Source organism: Salmonella sp. 32100201201700099SM, from assembly GCF_017572645.1.
Classification (GTDB): domain Bacteria; phylum Pseudomonadota; class Gammaproteobacteria; order Enterobacterales; family Enterobacteriaceae; genus Salmonella; species Salmonella enterica.
The window spans coordinates 204930-222506 of record NZ_JAGERQ010000004.1 but is presented as its reverse complement, the minus strand read 5'-3'; the positions used below and the strand labels follow the sequence as shown (position 1 = coordinate 222506).

Genomic DNA, 17577 nt, shown 5'->3' with positions numbered 1-17577 from the left:
TTTAAGGAATATTCGTCGCAGACGCTGTTCGCCGTTAAGCAACCCGCGTCCAGACGGAAAAAGTGGGAATAAGATAAGTTTTCTTTACCGGGAAGTAAAATCCCGTATGCGCTCAATCTGCAAAATTTCGCCATATTTGCTGGATATCGTCCATCAGATACCCGCGATAGAGCAAAAAGCGCTGTACCTTAACCTTTTCTGAAAAGTTTGAAGGGAGCGGCTCGCCATATTTGCGAACGGCCTGTTCACGTGCCATTTCACTCCAGTCAATTTCACATTCTCGCATCGCTTTTTCAGTCGATTCACGGGAAATGCCTTTCTGATTCAATTCCTGGCGAATACGCGCCGGGCCATAGCCTTTGCGGCTACGACTGGCGATAAAGCGCATCACGAAGCGCTCGTCATCAAGATAGTGATGTTCGTGGAACCAGGCGATCACGCGCTCATAATCGTCTGCCGTCGCATCAATCTCTTCCGGCCCATTTTTGCCCATCACCGGCGCGGAGAGTTTACGCCGTAATTCCTGCTCGCTGTGATCGCGGACAGCAAGAATACGTACCGCACGATCAAGGAGACGAGCATAAGCGGGACGGCGCGATGTGGGTTCACTCATAAAAAACCTTAACAGGGGTAAATGCCAAAAGGGCCGCATAAATGCAGCCCTTGATGGTAATTTAACGTTTTGCTGAATGGCGGCTTCGTTTTGTCCGACCCACCATCACCTGATGATTAAAAATCTTCGTTGGTTTCTGCAACGCCTTCGCTATCGTCAACGGCGAAATCGGGCGTGGCATTCTGATTACTCAACAGTAATTCACGAACCCTTTTCTCGATCTCTTTCGCTGTCGCCGGGTTCTCTTTCAGCCAGGTAGTCGCGTTCGCTTTACCCTGGCCAATCTTCTCGCCGTTGTAGCTGTACCATGCGCCCGCTTTCTCGATCAGCTTCTCTTTCACGCCCAGGTCAACCAGTTCGCCATAGAAGTTGATGCCTTCGCCGTAGAGGATCTGGAACTCGGCCTGCTTAAACGGCGCGGCGATTTTGTTTTTCACCACTTTCACACGTGTTTCGCTACCCACGACATTATCGCCCTCTTTCACCGCGCCAATACGACGGATATCAAGACGAACAGAGGCGTAGAATTTCAGCGCGTTACCGCCGGTGGTGGTTTCCGGGTTACCGAACATCACGCCAATCTTCATACGGATCTGGTTGATGAAAATCAACAGCGTGTTGGACTGTTTTAGGTTCCCCGCCAGCTTACGCATCGCCTGGCTCATCATACGCGCCGCGAGGCCCATGTGAGAGTCGCCAATTTCGCCTTCGATTTCCGCTTTCGGCGTTAGCGCCGCTACGGAGTCGACCACAATGACGTCCACCGCGCCTGAACGCGCCAGCGCGTCACAGATTTCCAGCGCCTGCTCGCCGGTATCCGGCTGAGAACAAAGCAGGTTATCGATATCGACGCCCAGCTTGCGTGCGTAAACAGGGTCAAGCGCGTGTTCCGCATCGATAAACGCACAGGTTTTACCTTCACGCTGCGCAGCGGCAATCACCTGCAGCGTCAGGGTCGTTTTACCGGAAGATTCCGGCCCGTAAATTTCGACGATACGCCCCATCGGCAGACCGCCCGCACCGAGTGCGATGTCCAGTGAAAGCGAACCGGTGGAGATAGTTTCCACATCCATAGAACGGTCTTCACCCAGACGCATGATGGAGCCTTTACCAAATTGCTTTTCAATTTGGCCCATTGCTGCCGCCAACGCTTTCTGTTTGTTTTCGTCGATAGCCATTATTACTCCTGTCATGCAACTTGGTATTGAACCGGATAGTGAATTCGTACTGTTGAAGCAATTATACTGTATGCTCATACAGTATCAAGTGTTTTGTAGAAATTGTTGCCACAGGGTTTGTAGCGCGTACGTCGTCGCCTGTCGACGCACCGATTCACGGTCGCCGCTGAAGCATTCCCGACGCGTAATCCCTTCTCCGCTGACGCTGGCGAAAGCAAACCACACCGTACCAACCGGCTTTTCTTCACTGCCGCCATCCGGCCCGGCAATCCCGCTAATAGCGACAGCAAAATCGGCGCGAGCGGCCTTCAGCGCCCCGATCGCCATTTCGACCACTACGGGTTCGCTGACCGCGCCATGCTGCGCCAGAGTCTCTTCACGCACGCCAATCATCTGCGCTTTGGCTTCATTACTATAGGTGACAAAGCCGCGTTCAAACCAGGCGGAGCTTCCGGCGATGTCGGTAATGGCTTTCGCCAGCCAGCCGCCGGTACAGGACTCTGCTGTCGTTACGGTCGCCCCGCGCGCTTTTAACGCCAGCCCGACCTGCTCGCTAAGCCGCATCAGTTCACTGTCAGTCATCATGACCTCTGTCAGTTAGAAATCCTGCCGCACAAGATAGCACTTTCTCACCAGAGATGGGGACGAGCAGTCGATTTTACGAGTCGGATTCCGAAAAAATGCCAGCAGGTTATTTATGCAGAATGAAATGAGGTAGCACATGACTAAATAGCAGTACCATGTCGCTAAATTTACACGCACGGAGAGAAAGCAAGGATGTCACTCAAAAAAACGGAAAGCACACAGCACAAACTGAAACAAACCTGTCAACTACGGCTGTGGTTAATTGTGGGTGGAGTATGTTCATTAGGAATGGGAGTACTGAATATATTGTCGTCAGGCTATTTTGAACCGTATGACGGCGGTCAAATTATCTTAGGCCTGGGATGTCTGGGATATAGTCTGGCACTATCAAAGAAGATATCCCACTTGCAGGCAGAGAATCAGCCCAAAAAGCCATAATAATAGCGGAGGGGGTGCTCCCCTCCCTAAGCGTAAATTAGCGCACCCGCGCCAGCGCTACCGCCTGGCCCAGTTGCCAAACCGCCATCGCATAATGCGTGCTGTGGTTATATCGGGTAATGGTGTAGAAGTTCGGCAGGCCGTACCAGTACTGGTAGCCCGTACCGATATCCAGACGCAGCAGGCTGGCTTCCTGATGATTGCCCAACGATTGCTGCGGCGTTAAGCCTGCGGCGGCAAGCTGAGAGAGGCTGTATTTTGTTTTGAAACCATTCGCCAGTCCCGGCGCCTGACCATTCGCTGGCACCGCAACCGTATCGCCTTTCACCCAACCATGCGCCTTGAAGTAGTTCGCCACACTGCCGATGGCATCTACCGGATCCCACAAGTTAATGTGCCCATCGCCATTGAAATCGACCGCATATTCTTTATAGGAAGACGGCATAAACTGGCCGTAGCCCATCGCGCCGGCAAAGGAACCTTTCAGATTGAGCGGATCGTCTTGCTCATCGCGCGCCATGAGCAGGAAGGTTTCCAGCTCGCCGGAGAAATATTCCGCCCGGCGTGGATAGTTAAATGACAGCGTCGCCAGCGCGTCCAGAATCCGCGTTTTCCCCATGATACGTCCCCAGCGGGTTTCCACGCCGATGATGCCCACAATGATTTCCGGCGGTACGCCGTATACCTGCCAGGCGCGGTTCAGCGCGTCTTCATACTGATTCCAGAACGCGACGCCGTTTTGCACGTTATCCGGCGTAATAAATTGTTTGCGGTAGCGCAACCAGGCGCCATTTGGTCCAGCGGGCGGCTGAGTGGTCGGCGCTTGTCTGTCCATCAGACGCAGGACGTAATCCAGTCTTTTAGACTGCGAGAGGATCTCCTGCAGCTGCTGACGGTCGAAACCGTGTTTGCTGACCATTTTATCAATGAACTGCTGCGCATTAGGGTTGTTGGCGAAGTCGCCGCCCATTTGCATGACGTTATGCTGCGGCTCAAGCAGGAAGCCGCCGGAAGACGTGCCAGTCGTCGCTTGAGTCCCGGAAGATTTTGGCGTGCTGCTACAGGCAGCAAGCAATACGCAAAGTGGAAGTAACGCTACATAACGACGCTTGAACATGAGAGATCCATTAAACAAATTCAGCCAGGGAGAAGTATGGTAAAGCATCCCCCGCCGCACAAGGAAGCGGCACAAGAGAATAAATCACCTTTCTCCTCTTTTCAGTTTGTATCCGCTCCCCCACTCCCGTAACCTTTCAACTTAAAATATTTTTCTTTTATTTTGCGATCATAATAACACTTTTTAATCTTTCAAAATGATTACAATGAACAGGAAATTAGCAAGAAAACTAAAAACCCTACAGGAGAGAACAATGATCGAAACCATTACACATGGTGCGGAGTGGTTCATCGGGTTATTCCAGAAAGGCGGAGAGGTGTTTACCGGTATGGTGACAGGTATTCTTCCGCTACTGATAAGCCTGCTGGTTATCATGAATGCGCTCATCAATTTTATCGGCCAGCAGCGTATTGAGCGTTTTGCCCAACGTTGTGCCGGAAATCCGCTATCTCGTTACCTGCTTTTACCGTGTATCGGGACATTTGTTTTTTGTAATCCGATGACCCTGAGTCTGGGACGCTTTATGCCGGAGAAGTACAAGCCGAGCTATTACGCGGCGGCCTCCTATAGCTGTCACTCCATGAACGGTCTGTTTCCGCATATCAATCCCGGCGAACTGTTTGTTTATCTGGGTATCGCCAGCGGACTCACCACGTTAGGGCTTCCTCTCGGCCCGCTCGCGGTGAGCTATCTGCTGGTAGGTCTGGTGACGAACTTCTTCCGCGGTTGGGTCACCGATCTCACCACCGCTATTTTTGAGAAAAAAATGGGGATTCAACTTGAGCAGAAAGTTCATCTGACAGGAGCGGTATCATGACACGGGTTCGTATTGAGAAAGGCGCCGGCGGCTGGGGCGGCCCGCTTGAACTGGACGTTACGCCAGGCCAAAAGATCGTCTATATCACAGCCGGTACGCGCCCGGCGATCGTCGACAAACTGGCACAACTAACAGGCTGGCAAGCGGTGGACGGCTTTAAAGAAGGCGAACCGCCGGAAGCGGAGATCGGCGCGGCCATTATCGACTGCGGCGGTACGCTGCGCTGCGGTATCTATCCGAAACGCCGGATTCCAACCATTAATATTCACTCGACGGGTAAGTCCGGCCCACTGGCGCAGTATATTGTTGAGGATATTTATGTCTCCGGCGTAAAAGAAGAAAACATTACTCTTGTCGGCGAAACGCCTGCTAGTCCCCAGCCTGCCAAAACGACATTAGGACGTGACTACGACACCAGCAAAAAAATCACCGAGCAGAGCGACGGGCTGCTGGCAAAAGTCGGTATGGGAATGGGCTCCGCCGTGGCGGTACTGTTCCAGTCCGGTCGCGACACCATTGATACAGTCCTGAAAACAATCCTGCCGTTTATGGCGTTCGTTTCGGCGCTGATCGGCATCATTATGGCCTCAGGTCTTGGCGACTGGATCGCCCACGGCCTGGCGCCATTAGCCAGCCATCCACTGGGGCTGGTGACGTTGGCATTGATCTGCTCTTTCCCGCTGCTGTCGCCCTTTCTCGGCCCTGGCGCGGTTATCGCTCAGGTCATTGGCGTCCTGATCGGCGTTCAGATAGGCCTGGGCAATATCCCCCCGCATCTGGCGCTTCCCGCCCTGTTCGCGATTAACGCGCAGGCGGCCTGCGACTTTATCCCGGTCGGCCTGTCACTGGCGGAAGCGAAACAAGACACCGTTCGCGTCGGCGTACCTTCTGTGCTGGTCGGACGCTTCCTGACTGGCGCGCCCACGGTACTTATCGCCTGGTTTGTTTCCGGCTTTATCTATCAATAAGAGGTTCAGACATGAGCGTGATTTATCAAACCACCATCACCCGTATCGGCCAGAGCGCGAAGGAGGCGCTCGGCGAACAGATGCTGATTACGTTTCGGGAAGGCGCGCCGGCGGATATCGAAGAATTTTGCTTCATCCATTGTCATGGCGAACTGACCGGCGCGCTGCAGCCTGGCGCGCGGTGTGAATTGGGCCAACATTGCTATCCGGTCACGGCGGTCGGCAGCGTAGCCGAGCAAAACCTGCGTGAACTGGGGCATATCACTTTGCGCTTCGATGGTCTGCGTGAAGCGGAATTTCCCGGCACCGTACACGTTGCGGGGCCTGTACCGGACGATATCGCGCCGGGCTGTATTTTGACGTTTGTCGCTTAAGGAGAAAAAACATGAATCAAGTTGCCGTTGTCATTGGCGGAGGCCAGACCCTGGGGGCATTCCTTTGCCGTGGGCTTGCAGAAGAAGGATACCGCGTGGCGGTCGTTGATATTCAAAGCGATAAAGCCGCGAATGTCGCCCAGGAAATTAACGCCGATTTTGGCGAAGGTATGGCCTACGGTTTTGGCGCCGACGCCACCAGCGAGCAGAGCGTGCTGGCGCTTTCCCGCGGCGTAGACGAGATTTTCGGGCGCGTCGATCTGCTGGTTTACAGCGCGGGTATCGCCAAAGCGGCGTTTATCAGCGATTTCCAGTTGGGCGATTTTGACCGCTCGCTACAGGTGAATCTGGTGGGCTATTTCCTCTGCGCCCGTGAGTTTTCCCGCCTGATGATCCGCGACGGCATTCAGGGGCGCATTATTCAGATTAACTCTAAATCCGGCAAAGTGGGCAGTAAACACAACTCCGGCTACAGCGCGGCGAAATTCGGCGGCGTGGGGTTAACCCAGTCTCTGGCGCTGGATCTGGCGGAATACGGCATTACCGTACACTCGTTGATGCTCGGCAACCTGTTGAAATCGCCGATGTTCCAGTCACTGCTGCCGCAATACGCCACTAAACTGGGCATTAAGCCCGACGAGGTGGAGCAGTATTACATTGATAAGGTACCGCTCAAACGCGGGTGTGATTATCAGGATGTGCTGAACATGCTGCTATTTTATGCCAGCCCGAAAGCGTCTTATTGCACCGGGCAGTCGATCAACGTAACCGGCGGTCAAGTGATGTTCTGACCGTGAATTGCCGGATGGCGCCGTAAGCCGGATAAGACGGTTACGCCGCCATCAGGCAAAACAACAGGAGCACATTATGGTTTCCACTCTGATTACCGTCGCCGTTATCGCCTGGTGTGCGCAACTGGCGCTGGGCGGCTGGCAGATTTCCCGCTTTAATCGGGCCTTCGATAAACTTAGCCAACAGGGGCGGGTCGGCGTCGGGCGCTCCGGCGGGCGTTTTAAGCCCCGGGTGGTGGTTGCCGTGGCGCTGGACGAACAGCAGCGGGTGACGGACACTTTATTGATGAAAGGCCTTACGGTATTCGCCAGACCGGTTAAAATTGCCGCAATGCAAGGAAAACATTTGCATGAATTACAGCCTGATGTGATCTTTCCCCATGATTCGCTCGCGCAGAATGCACTATCATTGGCGCTTAAACTGAAACATGGGTAATTTCGTTGTGAATGCGTATAGCTTGCGAAATTATCATTTTGCAACCAATACCCTAAATAATTCGAGTTGCAGGAAGGCGGCGACGCAGTGAATCCCAGGAGCGTACATCAGTACGTGACCGGGGTAAGCGAGGAAAGCCAACGCACATGCAGCGTGAAGTATGACGGGTAAATACATAAGTCAGGGTAATCACGCCTATGAAACCTCGTCAGCGTCAGGCCGCGATTCTGGAGCACCTGCAAAAACAGGGAAAATGCTCGGTTGAAGAACTGGCCCAGTACTTTGACACGACAGGCACCACTATCCGTAAAGATCTGGTCATTCTGGAAAATGCCGGAACCGTCATCCGCACCTATGGCGGCGTGGTGTTGAATAAAGAAGAGTCCGATCCGCCTATTGATCACAAAACGCTTATCAACACCCACAAAAAAGCGCTGATAGCCGCAGCCGCTGTGAAATATATCCATGATGGCGATTCCATTATTCTGGACGCCGGAAGTACCGTGTTACAGATGGTGCCGTTGCTTTCGCGTTTTAGCAACATCACGGTGATGACCAACAGCCTCCATATTGTTAACGCGCTATCGGAACTGGACAACGAACAAACTATCCTGATGCCCGGCGGCACCTTCCGTAAAAAATCGGCGTCGTTTCACGGTCAACTGGCGGAAAACGCCTTTGAGCAATTCAGCTTTGATAAACTTTTCATGGGAACTGACGGTATTGACCTGAATGTCGGTGTGACCACGTTCAATGAGGTTTACACCGTCAGTAACGCAATGTGCAATGCAGCACGCGAGGTGATTCTGATGGCGGACTCCTCAAAATTTGGTCGTAAAAGCCCCAATGTGGTGTGCAGTCTGGAAACCGTCGACAAACTGATCACGGACGCGGGGATCGATCCGGCATTTCGTCAGGCGCTGGAAGCAAAAGGGATTGAAGTAATCATAACCGGAGAAAGCAATGAGTGATGCACTACTAAACGCGGGCCGTCAGACCTTAATGCTGGAGCTACAGGAAGCCAGCCGTCTGCCGGAGCGTCTGGGCGATGATTTTGTCCGCGCCGCCAATATCATTATTCACTGTGAAGGCAAAGTGATCGTTTCCGGTATTGGCAAGTCAGGTCATATTGGTAAAAAAATCGCCGCGACGCTTGCCAGTACCGGTACTCCCGCTTTTTTTGTTCATCCGGCGGAAGCACTGCATGGCGATCTGGGGATGATTGAAAGCCGCGACGTGATGTTATTTATCTCCTATTCCGGCGGCGCAAAAGAACTCGACCTCATCATCCCGCGTCTGGAAGATAAATCCGTCGCGCTGCTGGCGATGACCGGTAAACTTCACTCTCCGCTGGGGCGAGCGGCAAAAGCCGTTCTGGATATTTCCGTCGAGCGTGAAGCCTGCCCGATGCATCTGGCGCCGACATCCAGTACCGTCAATACGCTGATGATGGGCGATGCGCTGGCGATGGCGGTCATGCAGGCGCGCGGTTTTAACGAAGAAGATTTCGCCCGTTCGCATCCGGCTGGCGCACTGGGCGCGCGTTTGCTCAATAATGTGCATCACCTGATGCGCCAGGGCGATGCAATACCGCAGGTGATGCTCGCCACCAGCGTGATGGATGCCATGCTGGAACTTAGCCGTACCGGGCTGGGGCTGGTGGCGGTTTGCGATGAGCAACATGTTGTGAAAGGCGTCTTTACCGACGGCGACCTGCGTCGCTGGCTGGTAGGCGGCGGCGCGCTCACCACGCCAGTAAGCGAAGCCATGACGCCCAACGGTATTACGCTCCAGGCGCAAAGCCGCGCCATTGACGCCAAAGAGCTCCTGATGAAACGCAAAATTACCGCCGCGCCAGTGGTCGATGAAAACGGCAAACTCACCGGCGCCATTAACCTGCAGGATTTCTACCAGGCGGGGATTATCTAATCCTTCAGTCCCAGACGCTTCGCCAGCCGATGCAGGTTGGCGACGTCGGTTTCCAGCGCCCGCGCACTGGCCGCCCAGTTGTGATTATTTTGCGCCAGCGCCTGGCGAATCATCTCTCGCTGGAAGTTCTCCGTCGATTCGCGCAAATTGCGGCAGGCCGGCAGCGCCAGAAAGCTTTCCGCAGACGGCGCGGGTAAAACGTCCTCTGACAAGGCAAAATGCTGCTCCTCCAGTACCACCTCATCCCCTGCCCGGGTCGCTCTCGCCAGTACAACCGCACGGTGAATGGCATGTTCCAGCTCCCGGACGTTGCCCGGCCAACCATAGTTGAGCAAATGGCGGCGCGCGCCGGGACTCAGTACCACGCGGGACAGCCCCAGCCGCAGTCGGCACTGCTCGCAAAAATAGCCCGCCAGCAACACCACATCATCGCCGCGCTCGCGCAGCGGCGGCACAAAGAGCGGGAAAACGCTCAGGCGATGGAACAGGTCGGCGCGAAAACGCCCCGCCAGCACCTCTTCACGCAGGTCACGGTTGGTCGCCGCCAACACCCGCACATCCACGCGCAGGCTACGATCGTCGCCGACGCGCTGAATATCGCCATACTGCAACACGCGAAGTAGCTTGGCCTGTAGCGCCAGCGACAGTTCGCCAATCTCATCCAGAAACAGCGTACCGTTATCCGCCATTTCAAACTTACCGCTACGATTACTGATAGCCCCGGTAAAAGCCCCTTTTACATGACCAAACAACTCGCTCTCCGCCACGCTTTCCGGCAGCGCGGCGCAGTTGAGATAGACCAGCGGATTGACCGCTCTGGGGGAGCCCTGGTGAATAGCTTTCGCCACCAGCTCTTTACCGGTCCCCGTTTCACCGCCGATCAGCACGTTAAGATCGGAGCCCGCCACAATCTCGATCTCTTTTTTCAACTGCGTCATCGCCGGCGACAGGCCGATCATGTGCGTCTCTTTTATCGGTTCGAACACGCCTGACGACCCCGGCAGCATGTTCTGGCTTTCCAGTTGTTCAATTAACAGCGCATTACTCAATGCCCCGGCGGCCAGCGCGGCGACAAGCCGTAGCTCTTCATCGCTAAATACCTCGAACTGCTCCGGCGTCATAGCATCAAGGGTCAGCGCACCGATGAGGTTCTGTCCGGCAAACAGCGGCAGACCAACACAGGCGTGGACTTTCAGGCTTTCCTGTCCGGGAATTAACCCGTCATACGGATCGGGCAAATCGCTATCGGCCGGAAAACGCACCACGTCCCCCGCGCGGGCGATGGCTTCCAGGCGCGGATGCCCTTCCAGGGTAAAACGTCTGCCGAGGACGTCCTGCGCCAGGCCATCAATCGCCAGTGGAATAAATTGTCGTGATTCATAACGTAACAGCGCCGAGGCGTCGCACGCCAGCACCTGACGCAGCGTAGTAATCAGCCGCTGAAAACGATCCTGATGCCCAATGCCGCGTTGTAACTCAATGGCGATGCCCGCCAATACCTCCACGGAAAACTCATGGTTACCTCATTGTCATTTTGACAATCTATAGTGTCATATTGACAGCATCATTTATAGTCTTTTTGACTATACCAAAAATACAAAATTATTATAATTTTATATAAATCAATAAGATGTAAAGTTGGCACACTACCTGCAATAAGCAAAACAACTTTTTGCAAACGTTGAATGAATTGAGGTGGTTATGTCTATTCTGGTTAAAAATAATATTCATTGGGTTGGCCAACGCGACTGGGAAGTACGTGATTTTCACGGCACTGAATACAAAACGCTGCGTGGCAGCAGCTATAACAGCTATCTCATTCGTGAAGAAAAGAATGTGCTGATCGATACCGTCGATCATAAGTTTAGCCGTGAGTTTGTGCAAAATCTGCGCAGTGAAATCGACCTCGCGGACATCGACTACATCATCATTAACCATGCCGAAGAAGACCATGCAGGCGCGCTGACCGAACTGATGGCGCAGATCCCGGACACGCCTATCTACTGTACCGCCAACGCCATTGACTCTATCAACGGCCATCACCATCACCCGGAATGGAATTTTAAGGTGGTGAAAACCGGCGATACGCTGGATATCGGCAACGGCAAGCAGTTGATCTTCGTGGAAACGCCGATGCTGCACTGGCCGGACAGCATGATGACCTATATGACCGGCGACGCGGTGTTATTCAGCAACGACGCCTTTGGTCAGCACTACTGCGACGAGCGCCTGTTCAATGATGAAGTGGACCAAACCGAACTGTTTGAACAATGCCAGCGCTACTACGCCAATATCCTGACGCCGTTCAGCCGTCTGGTAACGCCAAAAATTACCGAAATCCTCGGCTTCAACCTGCCGGTGGATATGATTGCCACCTCACACGGCGTGGTATGGCGCGACAACCCAACGCAAATCGTGGAACTGTATCTGAAATGGACGGCAGACTATCAGGAAGATCGTATCACTATTTTCTACGACACCATGTCGAACAATACTCGCATGATGGCGGATGCCATCGCGCAGGGTATCAATGAAGTGGACCCCAACGTGGCGGTCAAAATCTTTAACGTCGCCCGCAGCGATAAAAATGAAATACTGACCAATGTCTTCCGTTCGAAAGGCGTGCTGGTCGGCACTTCTACCATGAACAACGTGATGATGCCGAAAATCGCTGGTCTGGTGGAAGAGATGACCGGCCTGCGCTTTCGCAACAAACGCGCCAGCGCCTTCGGTTCTCATGGCTGGAGCGGCGGCGCGGTGGATCGACTGTCCACGCGCTTACAGGATGCCGGTTTTGAAATGTCCCTGAGTCTGAAAGCGAAATGGCGTCCGGATCTGGATGCGCTGGAGTTGTGCCGTCAGCATGGTCGCGACATCGCGCGTCAGTGGGCGCTTACTCCGCTGCCGGAAACCACACAGAAAACCGCGCCAGCCGAAGAAATCACAACCTGCGCCGCCGCAGACCTCGGTCCTAAAATGCAATGCAGCGTATGCCAGTGGATTTACGACCCTGCGCTGGGCGAGCCGTTGCAGGATGTCGCGCCGGGTACGCCGTGGAGCGAGGTGCCGGATAACTTCCTGTGCCCGGAATGTTCATTAGGTAAAGACGTGTTCGACGTACTGGCGACGGAGGCAAAATGAGTCGGGGGATCATCATTATTGGGTCGGGCTTCGCCGCCCGCCAGCTCGTCAAAAATATCCGTAAACAAGATGCGCATGTGCCGTTAACTCTGATTGCGGCGGACAGCATGGATGAGTACAACAAGCCCGATCTCAGCCACGTTATCAGCCAGTCGCAGCGCGCCGATGATCTCACCCGCCAGTTAGCGGGGGAATTTGCTGAACAGTTTAATCTACGACTGTTCCCGCATACCTGGGTTACTGACATTGATGCCGATGCCCATGTGGTGAAAAGTCAGGATAAGCAGTGGCAGTACGACAAGCTGGTACTGGCGACCGGGGCGGCAGCCTTTGTGCCGCCGATTGCAGGACGTGAGTTAATGCTTACTTTGAATAACCAGCAGGAGTACCGCGCCTGTGAGACACCACTGCGCGACGCGCAGCGGGTGCTGATTGTCGGCGGCGGTCTCATTGGCAGTGAATTAGCGATGGATTTCTGCCGCGCCGGGAAAACGGTAACGCTGATGGATAACGCCGCCAGCCTTCTCGCCTCACTGATGCCACCGGAAGTGAGCAGTCGCTTACAGCATCACCTGACCGATATGGGGGTGCATCTGCTGCTGAAATCGCAGTTGCAAAAACTGGAGAAAATCGAAGCCGGTATCCGCGCTACACTGGCAAGCCAGCGTAGTATTGAGGTCGATGCGGTGATTGCCGCCACCGGCTTACGCCCGGAAACCGCTCTGGCGCGCCGCGCCGGGGTAGTCGTCAACCGCGGCGTCTGCGTGGATAGCTATCTACAGACCAGTCACCCGGATATTTATGCGATCGGCGATTGCGCGGAAATCAATGGTCAGGTGCTGCCCTTCCTGCAACCGATCCAGTTAAGCGCGATGTACCTGGCGAAAAATCTGCTCGGCGGCAACGCGCCGCTGAAGCTACCGGCGATGCTGGTCAAAGTCAAAACGCCGGAACTGCCGCTGCATCTGGCGGGAGAAACTCAGCGCCGCGATTTAAGCTGGCAGATTACCGCAGAATCTGACGGTATGATTGCCAAAGGCATGAGTGGAGAAGGCCAGCTACGCGCCTTTGTGGTGAGTGAAGACCGCATGAAAGAGGCCTTTGCACTGCTGAAAACGTTGTCCGTATAAGCCTGTGATGCCGGATGGCGCCGCTTCGCGTCTTATCCGGCCTACGAGTGAGCATCTGTTTACGCGCCGGATAAGGCGCAGCCGCCATCCGGTGCCCTATACTTCCCTTAATGCTCGCGCTGCAGCAATCACGCCCTGTCCAAACGACAGTCCGCCGTCGCCCGCCGGTAACCGCTGCGGAAATAACAATTTAAAATCAGAAAGATAAAAGGCAAGACGCGCGCGCAGTAAGCAGTTGTGTATCACCCCGCCGCTGAAGACCAGAGTGGTTATCCCCCGCGCCGTAGCCTGTTGGCGCATTAGCGTGGCAAACCCGCACGCCAGCGCATCATGAAAAGCCCAGGCGCGTTGCGCGGGCGTGGCCTGCCAGTTCAACCATTGCCGCCAGAAAACAGCGACGTCCAGTTGAGCGCCGTTAAGCGGCATCGTTACCGGATGCTCAACGTTAGCGCATTGAGAGGCCAGCGCCTCCAGCGCGCAGGCGGCCTCGCCCTCATAGCTAAGCGATGCTGGCGCGCAGCGAAGCGCGGCAGCCACCGCGTCAAACAACCGCCCGCAGGAAGAGGCCAACGGGGCATTGACGCCGCGCTCAATGGCGCGCGCCAGGACACTCCAGTTTTGTTGTTGCAGCCCCGCCGTCTCCGGGTAATCCTGCCAGTCCGGCACAAAGCGCAGGCACTGCGCTAACAGATTACGCCACGGCTGTTTGGCAGCCAGATCGCCTCCCGGCAGCGCCACGGCGGGTAAACCGCCTAAATGTTCGCATTCGCGATAATTGACCCGCAAACATTCTCCGCCCCATAGCGCGCCATTCTCACCCATGCCGATACCGTCTACCGTCAGGGCAATCACCTCTCCGCCGTCCAGCGGCCAACCATGCTCGGCCAGGCAAGCCGCCGCATGGGCATGATGGTGTAACACCGTCTCTGTCGGCAGACGCATCTCACTGGCCCACTGACTAGAAACATAGCCCGGATGCGCATCACAGACGATACGCTCTGGGGTAAAATCGTAGATTGACTGGATCAGGCGCAATGCCTCGCGCCACTGCGCCTGGATACCGTCATCGCTGAGATCGCCCAAATGTTGGCTGACAACCGCCTGTTCGCCGCGTACCAGACAGAACGTATTTTTCAGATCCGCGCCCAGACAAAGTATCGGCGGCACATCGCGAAATCCGGGCGGCAACGCAATCGCGTCCGGCACGTATCCCCGCGAACGACGCAGCATTTCGCCGCTGTCGCGCACGACAGAGTCGTCCATGCGCTGTACAATGTCGCGATTGTGCAACAGAAAACCATCGGCAATATCGTGTAAATCGTCCAGCGCCTGTTCGTTGGTGATGGCGGGCGGTTTGCCGCTCAGGTTGCCGGATGTCATCACCAGCGGGTAATCGAGCGCCTGCAACAAGAGATGCTGCAATGGGTTGGCTGGCAGCATCACGCCCACTTCCGTAAGTCCTGGCGCGATGCCCTCACTCAGCGAAGGTACATACTGCTTATCCACCAGTACAATCGGGGCCGCTGGCGTGGTCAGCAGCGAACGCGCCGCGGTCGGCAGCGTTTGCGCCGTGGGCAACATCACCGCCAATGGTTTCGCCGGGCGATGTTTACGCGCCCGCAGCATCGCCACTGCGTTATCATTGCGCGCATCGCAGGCCAGATGAAAACCACCCAGCCCTTTAACGGCAATAATGCCTCCGGCGTTCAGTTGGGCGACCGCCGCCTGCAAAGCCGCCTCTTTTTCCGCTCGCTCATGTTGGCTCCGCCACTCAAGATGCGGCCCGCATGACGGACAGGCAACGGGCTGGGCATGAAAACGGCGATCGTACGGATCGCGGTATTCGCTGTCGCATTCCGGACACAAGGGAAACGCCGCCATCACCGTAAATGGCCGGTCATAGGGCATAGCGCGAATAATGGTGAAGCGTGGTCCACAGTGGGTGCAATTGATGAAAGGATAACGGTAGCGCCGCTCGCCTGGGGTATTCATCTCGGCAAGACATGCCGGGCAGGTCGCCGCATCCGGCACGATTTGCGTGTTCATCGAACCGCCTGCGCTCTGACGAATAGCGAAATCCGTCGGCGCCCGCTCCCATACCAACGACGCGTGTTCAACGCTGTCAATGCGCGCCAGCGGCGGGCAATCCTGATAGAGCGCGGCAATAAATTGCGACGGTTCTTCCAGCAGCCGAACGACGACGCCGTCGCCGTCATTACACACGTCGCCGTGTAATCGCAACTGCTGCGCCAGCTGCCAGACAAAAGGACGAAAACCGACGCCCTGTACTTTGCCCCGAATGCGTAGCTGTACGCCGGAAGGTGTGTCTATCGCCATCTTATTTTCCCGCCATCATCGAACCCGGATGCCTGATGGCGCGACGCTTATCAGGCCTACAACCGCACGGACCGTAGACCGGATAAGGCATTGATGCCGCCATCCGGCAATGCTTTGTGGCGTATTCTACGCGCAATCGCTGAAATCAGAAAAGCAGCGATGCCGTTGAATCCAGCGCCGCACGACGGCGTTTTTCCGCGCTCAGCTGTTCGAGCTTATTGCGGTCCACGCAGATGAGGGCGTGCGTTGGGCAAGCGGCCATACAGGCCGGACCGGCTTCACGGTGGTGACACAGATCGCACTTGTTGGCTTCGGCTTTTTCGGCACGCACGTTCAGCCCCGCGCCGCTATTGCGAACCACCGGACGTACCACCACTTCCATGGCGCCGTAAGGACATGCCACTACGCAAGTTTTACAGCCAATGCAGCGTTCCTGCATCACATGAACAAAGCCTTTGTCACGGCTGATGGCGCCATTCGGGCAAACGTTGGCGCACGGCGCGTCTTCACACTGGCGACACAGCGTTGCCGTGGAAACATTCACGCCTTTGATGACATGGATACGAGGTAAAAAGGTTTCAGGGGTTAGCGATGCGCAATCCTGATTTTCCTGATGGGATACGACGCAAGCCACTTCACAGGTACGGCAACCAATGCACTTACTCGCGTCTGCAATGATGAAACGGTTCATCAAATTCTCCAGCAATAACAGATGATGTGCCGATATATACACGAATCGTGCCAATTTTTATTTCATTGTTATTTAAGAATATTATTTCTATTTTCGTGAGCATTTACGTGTCATCGTCACAAGTGTCGATGACACGTAATGTCGCCAGTGGTGGTCAAGATTTGCAGTGATAGCCAGCCAACTCTGCACCGAAACTGGCATCAATCCTGATTAACGCCTGGCAATACGTTACCGCGTATTAAACAGCGCCGCGTAAGGGAAAGATCGTCCGTTTGCGGATTCCTTCCGGCAATAGGTTTGATAATTAATTTACGGCCAGGATAGTGATTAAAGCGGGTCAGCGCCGGATAACTCAACCGGCCAAACCAGCCGTGTACGCGCTGCCAGCGGGCGTCCTTCACCTGATATAAATTGGTTATCCAGTAGCCTGAGTCAAACTGCATATCCAACAGTTGCGTGCGCCCATTGCCCTGTAAATCAAGCAAATCATCGACGCCAGTATCGGTGGCGGTATAAAACCCCCACGGTTCAAAGACGCAGGGGCGGCCATTCTTGAGAAAGGTGAAAATGATGTATTGCGCGCTCGGCGCCAGGCCCAACCCAGGATTGCCCAACCAGATAACCAGATCCTGAATGCCGTTACGATCGAGGTCAGCGCGATAAAATTGCGCATTACCCGCCAAATTAATCAGCCTTCCCACCGGGACAACCCACGAATTACCGGCTCTGTCTTTTCCGCTAATCCGCCATTCGTTATCTTTTTTCGGCTCCGGCAGTAGCGTCACGCCACTGACTCCGACCTGGCGAAAATGCCAGGTCTGGTCGGGCGATACAGAATAAGGCAGGGTCAACAGAGACTTTAGCGCACGCTTTTGCGCATATCCACCGTCGCTCATCGGCAGGTAACCGACAACACCGGTGGCCAGTGCGCGTGCGGCGAGGCAGAGAAATAGCAGTCCGCTCCATACGATAATCTTCACGTCCTTCTTACAACCTTTGCCGTGTAACACAAATTCTCCTTAAATATGTGCG

Annotated in this window: 18 protein-coding genes; 10 read left to right on the top strand and 8 right to left on the bottom strand. The window is 54.9% G+C overall.

Going from position 1 to position 17577, the window contains the following annotated elements; all coding sequences use genetic code 11:
* Positions 1 to 112: 112 nt before the first annotated feature.
* From recX to pncC, 3 genes are all read right to left on the bottom strand, one after another.
* Positions 113 to 613 (bottom strand): recombination regulator RecX, encoded by a 501-nt coding sequence (gene recX, locus J4685_RS08445; protein WP_001294868.1) that lies wholly within the window; start codon positions 611 to 613, stop codon positions 113 to 115.
* A 116-nt stretch (positions 614 to 729) separates the two neighbouring features.
* On the bottom strand, positions 730 to 1791 hold the full coding sequence (recA, locus tag J4685_RS08440) for a recombinase RecA (RefSeq protein ID WP_000963154.1): 1062 nt from the start codon (positions 1789 to 1791) through the stop codon (positions 730 to 732).
* Positions 1792 to 1875: 84 nt separating this feature from the next.
* Positions 1876 to 2373: a nicotinamide-nucleotide amidase gene (gene pncC, locus J4685_RS08435; RefSeq protein ID WP_000132239.1), complete on the bottom strand. Its 498-nt coding sequence runs from the start codon at positions 2371 to 2373 to the stop codon at positions 1876 to 1878.
* A 195-nt stretch (positions 2374 to 2568) separates the two neighbouring features.
* Between pncC and J4685_RS22510 the strand changes: the two genes are divergently transcribed.
* Positions 2569 to 2814, top strand: a complete 246-nt coding sequence (locus tag J4685_RS22510) for a hypothetical protein (protein ID WP_001519391.1) — start codon at positions 2569 to 2571, stop codon at positions 2812 to 2814.
* A 37-nt stretch (positions 2815 to 2851) separates the two neighbouring features.
* On the opposite strand, the gene mltB is transcribed toward J4685_RS22510, so the two are convergent.
* Positions 2852 to 3931, bottom strand: coding sequence for a lytic murein transglycosylase B (mltB, locus tag J4685_RS08430; protein ID WP_000476831.1), 1080 nt, complete (start codon positions 3929 to 3931; stop codon positions 2852 to 2854).
* A gap of 253 nt (positions 3932 to 4184) precedes the next feature.
* Here mltB and srlA point away from each other — a divergent pair, with 253 nt between their 5' ends.
* The 7 genes from srlA (at position 4185) to gutQ (ending at position 9246) form a co-directional block, all read left to right on the top strand.
* Positions 4185 to 4748: a PTS glucitol/sorbitol transporter subunit IIC gene (gene srlA / locus J4685_RS08425; RefSeq protein WP_000573333.1), complete on the top strand. Its 564-nt coding sequence runs from the start codon at positions 4185 to 4187 to the stop codon at positions 4746 to 4748.
* Positions 4745 to 5716: a PTS glucitol/sorbitol transporter subunit IIB gene (locus J4685_RS08420; RefSeq protein WP_000199047.1), complete on the top strand. Its 972-nt coding sequence runs from the start codon at positions 4745 to 4747 to the stop codon at positions 5714 to 5716. Before srlA ends, J4685_RS08420 begins: the two co-directional genes overlap by 4 nt.
* 11 nt (positions 5717 to 5727) lie before the next feature.
* Positions 5728 to 6090 carry a PTS glucitol/sorbitol transporter subunit IIA gene (srlB, locus tag J4685_RS08415; protein WP_000111553.1) on the top strand — a complete coding sequence of 121 codons (363 nt, stop codon included), beginning with the start codon at positions 5728 to 5730 and terminating at the stop codon, positions 6088 to 6090.
* Positions 6091 to 6101: 11 nt separating this feature from the next.
* Positions 6102 to 6881 (top strand): sorbitol-6-phosphate dehydrogenase, encoded by a 780-nt coding sequence (gene srlD, locus J4685_RS08410; RefSeq protein WP_001077372.1) that lies wholly within the window; start codon positions 6102 to 6104, stop codon positions 6879 to 6881.
* 76 nt (positions 6882 to 6957) lie between these two features.
* Complete coding sequence (gutM, locus tag J4685_RS08405) at positions 6958 to 7317, top strand: transcriptional regulator GutM (protein ID WP_000255198.1); 360 nt, start codon at positions 6958 to 6960, stop codon at positions 7315 to 7317.
* A gap of 197 nt (positions 7318 to 7514) precedes the next feature.
* Positions 7515 to 8288, top strand: coding sequence for a glucitol operon DNA-binding transcriptional repressor SrlR (gene srlR, locus J4685_RS08400; RefSeq protein ID WP_000804536.1), 774 nt, complete (start codon positions 7515 to 7517; stop codon positions 8286 to 8288).
* Complete coding sequence (gene gutQ, locus J4685_RS08395; RefSeq protein ID WP_001278201.1) at positions 8281 to 9246, top strand: arabinose-5-phosphate isomerase GutQ; 966 nt, start codon at positions 8281 to 8283, stop codon at positions 9244 to 9246. Before srlR ends, gutQ begins: the two co-directional genes overlap by 8 nt.
* On the opposite strand, the gene norR is transcribed toward gutQ, so the two are convergent.
* On the bottom strand, positions 9243 to 10751 hold the full coding sequence (norR, locus tag J4685_RS08390) for a nitric oxide reductase transcriptional regulator NorR (RefSeq protein ID WP_000453379.1): 1509 nt from the start codon (positions 10749 to 10751) through the stop codon (positions 9243 to 9245). The genes gutQ and norR overlap by 4 nt on opposite strands.
* A gap of 196 nt (positions 10752 to 10947) precedes the next feature.
* On the opposite strand from norR, the gene norV reads away from it, so the two are divergent.
* Together norV and norW are read left to right on the top strand one after the other, a co-directional pair.
* Positions 10948 to 12387, top strand: a complete 1440-nt coding sequence (gene norV / locus J4685_RS08385) for an anaerobic nitric oxide reductase flavorubredoxin (protein ID WP_000026017.1) — start codon at positions 10948 to 10950, stop codon at positions 12385 to 12387.
* A complete protein-coding gene (gene norW / locus J4685_RS08380) occupies positions 12384 to 13517 on the top strand; it encodes an NADH:flavorubredoxin reductase NorW (protein WP_000086345.1) in 1134 nt (377 codons plus the stop codon). The genes norV and norW overlap by 4 nt, the downstream gene beginning before the upstream one ends.
* Positions 13518 to 13613: 96 nt before the next feature.
* Here norW and hypF read toward each other — a convergent pair whose 3' ends face one another.
* From hypF to J4685_RS08365, 3 genes are all read right to left on the bottom strand, one after another.
* Complete coding sequence (hypF, locus tag J4685_RS08375) at positions 13614 to 15854, bottom strand: carbamoyltransferase HypF (RefSeq protein ID WP_000963432.1); 2241 nt, start codon at positions 15852 to 15854, stop codon at positions 13614 to 13616.
* A 145-nt stretch (positions 15855 to 15999) separates the two neighbouring features.
* The gene (gene hydN, locus J4685_RS08370) at positions 16000 to 16545 is read right to left on the bottom strand and encodes an electron transport protein HydN (protein WP_001078791.1); all 546 of its coding nucleotides are present in this window, start codon (positions 16543 to 16545) and stop codon (positions 16000 to 16002) included.
* A 200-nt stretch (positions 16546 to 16745) separates the two neighbouring features.
* A complete protein-coding gene (locus tag J4685_RS08365) occupies positions 16746 to 17555 on the bottom strand; it encodes a hypothetical protein (protein ID WP_000902284.1) in 810 nt (269 codons plus the stop codon).
* Between the last annotated feature and the right edge of the window lie 22 nt (positions 17556 to 17577).